Origin of the sequence: Streptacidiphilus carbonis, assembly GCF_000787775.1 — a bacterium.
Lineage (GTDB): Bacteria > Actinomycetota > Actinomycetes > Streptomycetales > Streptomycetaceae > Streptacidiphilus > Streptacidiphilus carbonis.
Genome location: NZ_BBPM01000012.1, coordinates 161,735 through 166,300 on the forward strand (window position 1 = coordinate 161,735; position 4,566 = coordinate 166,300).

The 4,566-nt window shown below is 75.1% G+C and carries 2 protein-coding genes and 1 pseudogene; 1 reads left to right on the forward strand and 2 read right to left on the reverse strand.

Annotated elements, in window-relative coordinates; all coding sequences use genetic code 11:
- Positions 1 to 185: 185 nt before the first annotated feature.
- Entirely contained in the window at positions 186 to 1,226 is a 1,041-nt protein-coding gene (locus tag TR46_RS12350; RefSeq protein WP_042398471.1) for an alpha/beta hydrolase, read from the reverse strand.
- 100 nt (positions 1,227 to 1,326) lie between these two features.
- The gene (locus TR46_RS12355) at positions 1,327 to 3,915 is read right to left on the reverse strand and encodes a helicase C-terminal domain-containing protein (protein WP_042398474.1); all 2,589 of its coding nucleotides are present in this window, start codon (positions 3,913 to 3,915) and stop codon (positions 1,327 to 1,329) included.
- 212 nt (positions 3,916 to 4,127) lie between these two features.
- On the opposite strand from TR46_RS12355, the pseudogene TR46_RS40980 reads away from it, so the two are divergent.
- Positions 4,128 to 4,566 (forward strand): annotated as a pseudogene (locus TR46_RS40980) (hypothetical protein); the annotation flags it as partial.

Consider the following 4,566-nt stretch of genomic DNA (forward strand, 5'->3'; position numbering starts at 1 on the left):
GGGCCGGATCACCCTGTCGCACAAGGGCGACCGCCGCACCGTCGTCACCGACCCCACCGCCGGCATGTTCGCCGCCGTCAAGGGTGACGTCCTCACGGACAAGGACGCGCACCTCGCCGCCACCCGCTACGCCGACTGGCTCTCCTGACCTCCCCCGCCTTCTGCACCCGCGGCCTGGCGGGACGTCAGCCCGCGGTGGGGGGCAGGAGGTGCTGGGTGAAGAACTCCAAGGTCATCGGGATCACCTTCTTGAAGTCGGAGGTGAGGTGGTCGCCGTGCGGTAGCTCGTAGTAGCTGAGGTGCAGCGGCTTGTTCTTCCTGGCGACGTCCATGAAGGCGGCGACGACCTGTTTGCCGTAGGCCTCCTTGCTGCCGATGGTGACCAGCATGTCGAGGTCGGCGGTGTTCTTCGTCACCATCAGCTGGGGGTCGTTGGCCTGCTGCTCCTTGCTGTGGCCGCGCCAGTAGTACGAGTCCGGGATGAAGTAGCCGTCGACCGGGACCGCCGCCTTGAAGGTCTGCGGGAACTGCAGTGCCAGCTTGGCGCTGCAGAAGCCGCCGGTGGAGGCGCCGGTGACACCCCAGCCGTCGCGGCTCCTCAGGGTGCGGAAGTTGGCACGGACGAAGGCGGGGATGTCCACGCCCATCCAGGTGCCCATCCTGGGCTGGCCCGGGATGTCGCTGCAGTCCTGCAGGTACCAGTCGCTGTCGTGGAAGTTCTGGATCGGCATGACCATGATGAAGGGGCTGGCCTTGCCCTGCTTCGCCAGCGCCACGTCGGCGGCCTGGACGCCGAGCTGCCGCTGGTCGGTGTAGGTGTTGTAGCCGGCGCTGGAGCCGCCCGAGTAGAGGGTGATCACCGGGAAGCCGTAGTCCTTGTACCGGGGGTCGTTGTACTGCGGCGGCAGCCACACCCAGACCTTGCCGCTGACCCCGGACTTCGCGCCCTTGAGGGTGGTCACGTAGATCGGGCCGACCGAGGTCTGCTGGGAGACCGTCAGTTCGGCCTTGGGGCCGGTCGGCAGCGATACCACGGTGCTGCTCGGGCTGGGGGCCGCGGTCGGGGCGGCGCTCGCGGAGGCCGTCGCCGCGGGGGAGCCGATGCCGGCGCCCTGCGACGGGGATGCCTCGGGGTGCGCCGAGGCGCCGCAGCCGGTCAGCGCGGACAGGGCCGTCGCCGCCAGGACGGCGAGCGTGAGCAGGCGGCGGGTGGTACGTGGGCGCATTGCGGGGCTTCTCCGGCGTCCGGGGGGCGCGAGCTGTCGTGTCGCACTCCTGGGGACATGAGAAAACCATGAAAAGGTTGCACGGACCGCATCGGGGCCCCTAGGAACCGGCCGCCGCGTCGCCGGTCAGCTCGGCGACGCCGGTGATGCGGTGCAGGCTGAAGGTGCGGACCTCCTCGCGGAGGTGGTCGTAGGCGGTGACGAAGCCGCCGCCGACCTGTTTGGGCTCGACCACGCGCTGGCTGGCGGCGCCGTCCGCGTTGACATAGCCGATCCAGACCCGGTCGCCGATCAGGGTGGCCGCCTGGAGCGCGGCCAGGGTCTCGGCGGCGGTGGTGCGCGGCAGCACGGCGGGGGCGGTGGGGGAGGCCGGGGCCGTGCTGCGGACGGCGGTGGAGGCGCGGTCGCCGGCCCGGACCGCCTTCACCGCCGCGTTCAGCAGACCTTCCGGGACCGGCGGCGGCCCGTCGGTGACCGGGACGGGGGCGCTGCGCGGCGGCGTGCGCAGCGCGTCGGCGCGGGCGATCAGCACATCGCCCTCGGCCGACTCGGCTGCGGGCGCGAAGCCCATCGCCCGCAGCTGGGTCAGCAGCGCGGTGGGGTCGACCTGCGCCGCCAGCACGGTCGGGGCGAGCCGGCGCAGCCGCAGCTGGGCCGCCCTGCGGTCCGCCAGCAGCTCGCCGAGCAGGGCGTCGTCGTCGCAGCGCAGATAGGACGAGGCCGCGCCGACCCGCAGCACGCCGTGCCTGCGGGCCACGTCGTCGATGAGGTAGCTGAGCGGCTGCGGCACCGGGGTGCGCGAGTGCTGGGCCAGGAAGGCGTGCAGCTCGTCGGCGCTGCGGCCGGCGTCCAGGGCGCGGCGGACCGAAGCCGGGGTGAAGCGGTAGACGGTGGCCCCGCCCTTGGACTCGATGTCGGCGGCCACGGCCAGGGTCTGCGCCAGGGCCGAGTGCAGCGGGCCCGGGGCGATGGCGGTGAGGTCCGGCTGCAGGATGACGTGGTCCAGCGGCTCAGGCAGCAGCGGCGCCAGCACCGGCAGCGGGTCCTTGCCGTCCAGCAGCGCCCGGGCGTGGCCGGCCAGTGCGCCGCGGCCGGTGAGGCCGAGCTGCTCGGCCTCGGGCAGGGTCCAGCCGACCAGCCGCTCCCGCAGCGGGGCCCCGCGCAGCGGGGAGCGCCAGCGCAGCTGCTCGCGCAGGGTGTCCGGCACGGCGGCTGATCCGGCGGGGAGCCCGGCCAGCAGCTCCAGGACGGCCCGCCGCAGCTCGGGGGCGACCGGGCGGTCCAGGTCGTTGCCGAGGGCGGCCAGCACCTTGTCCTTGGCGTCGCGGGTGCCCACCAGGGCCGAGACCCGGGTGGACGCCAGCCAGGCGCGGGCCAGCAGCAGCCAGCGCTCCGGGACCGGCTGCCGCAGCCAGTCGTCGAACAGCGGGGTCGGCGCCCAGCGCTCAGCAGCCCCCCCGTCGCCCGCCACCGCCCTTGTCCGAGCCTCCCCCAGCCTTCGGCCGGGGGGACCTCCCTCGCGCCGTATCTCTGGAATGTCGGCGGCGAGCAGCCCCGCGCCGTAGGCGAGTTCCAGCCAGAAGGCGGTCTCCTGCTCGGTGCGCTCCAGCACCACGGCGGTGCGGCGCAGCTCGCGCACGCCCAGGCCGCCGGTGCGCAGCACGGCCGGGGCCTCGGTGCTCCACAGGTCGAGCACCTCCTCGACGGTGCGGACGGCGGTGAAGGCCTGGGCCGCGGCGGTGCGGTCGGTCTGCTCCGGGTCGTGCGCGGAGGCGGCGGTGGCGGCGGGCGGGAGGGGCTCGACATTCCGGTGCGCGCGCCCCCCGCGCAGATGCAGCGCAACCTCGCGGGGGAGCACGACGTTCTCGCGCCCGGCGGGCAGCAGGATCCCGCGAGCCTGCAGCCATTCGACCGGGGTGCGGGCCTCGGCGGCCCGGACCGGGCGCGGTGGTGACGCACCGTAGGGCGGGCCCCACATCAGTCGGCGCAGCACGTCCTTGACCCCGGGCGGCGCCTCGGCCAGCAGGGCCACGGCCCGGGGGCGGTCCTGGAACAGCGCGGCGAGCGCGGCCACGGCGCTGACCGGGTCGTGGGTGGCCGGCAGCCCGGCGTCGGCGAGGATCTCCTGCAGCCGGGCGGGGGAGAGCGCGGCAGCGGTGGACGCCCCGTTGGCCGGGGCGCCGCTGCCGGAGGTGGAGACCGCCTCGGCGTAGGTCGGGCCGAGGCCGGTCGGGCCGGGTGCGCCGTTGGCCGGCGAGAGCACGTCGCGGGCGGTCCGGACCAGCCGCAGCTGGTCGTCCCCGCCCCAGACCAGCGCCTGGGCGCGGAGCGTGGCGAGCGCGCCGGGGAGGGCGGAGGTCACCGCCGCGACCGGGGTGGACTCGTCCGGGACGGTGCCGGTGAGCAGGCCGAGCAGGGTGGCGTACGAGCAGGCGTCCGGGGCCACCGCCAGTGCCTCGGCGGTCTGCAGGGTGAACTGGTCCAGCCGCTCCAGCGCCCGCACCACCGAGGCCCGGGTGGACAGCCGGGTGGACAGCTGGGTGAGGTCGCTGGGCACCGGGTGCAGCAGATCGGGACGGGCCCGCAGCAGCTCGGCCAGGCCCTCGTCGGGACGGGCCCGCAGTTCCTCGGCCAGGGTGCGCGGCGCGGGTGCGGCTGCTCCGGCCCCGCCGTTTCTTCGACTGCTCATCCGACCCAGGCTAGTCGCTGATGGTGACGGCAGGTACTGCGCGGAACCGGGTGGCGGAATCACCGGGTCCGTTCGGTCGGCCGGTGCGGGGCGCGCGGGTGTGCCGGGGGCGTGCCGGAAGGCTTCTCCGGGTACGGGAGGGGCAAGTATCTGGCCACCCCTAAGCTCGTGAACGCGCAGTGGGTGTTCGACCGGGGAGGGCGACCGCAGGCATGGGCATCGAGAGCGAGCAGCTGGTCTACGACTATCTCAGCAAGGTCGGCGACCTGGCCCAGGCGACCGCGCTGACCGCCGCCGAGCGGGCCCGGCTGGTCTCCGGGCTGCGCGAGACGATCGACAGCAGACGGCCGGGGACCGGCACCGCGGCCGCCAGGACCGGCAGCCGCGAGGCGGCGGCGATGAGGAAGGTGCTGGACGGGATCGGCCGCCCGGACGAGGTGGTGCGCAGGGCCGTGCACACCGGAGTGCCGGAGGCGCGCGAGGCGCCGCGGGGCGCGCGGGGGCGCGACGGGGCGGGTGGCGGCGCCTCCTCCCCATCGGCTCCGTCGAGGTTCCCCGGTACTTCCGGGCCGTCCGTGCCGGTGCAGGGCGGCCCGCCGGCCGCCGAGAGCGACTGGTGGCGGCTGGGGCGCGGTGCGGCCGGTGCGGCGG

Excerpts from the sequence above, each read along its gene's own strand:
- TR46_RS12355 (WP_042398474.1), bottom strand. The coding sequence starts at position 3,915 with ATGAGCAGTCGAAGAAACGGCGGGGCCGGAGCAGCCGCACCCGCGCCG.
- TR46_RS12350 (WP_042398471.1), bottom strand. The coding sequence starts at position 1,226 with ATGCGCCCACGTACCACCCGCCGCCTGCTCACGCTCGCCGTCCTGGCG.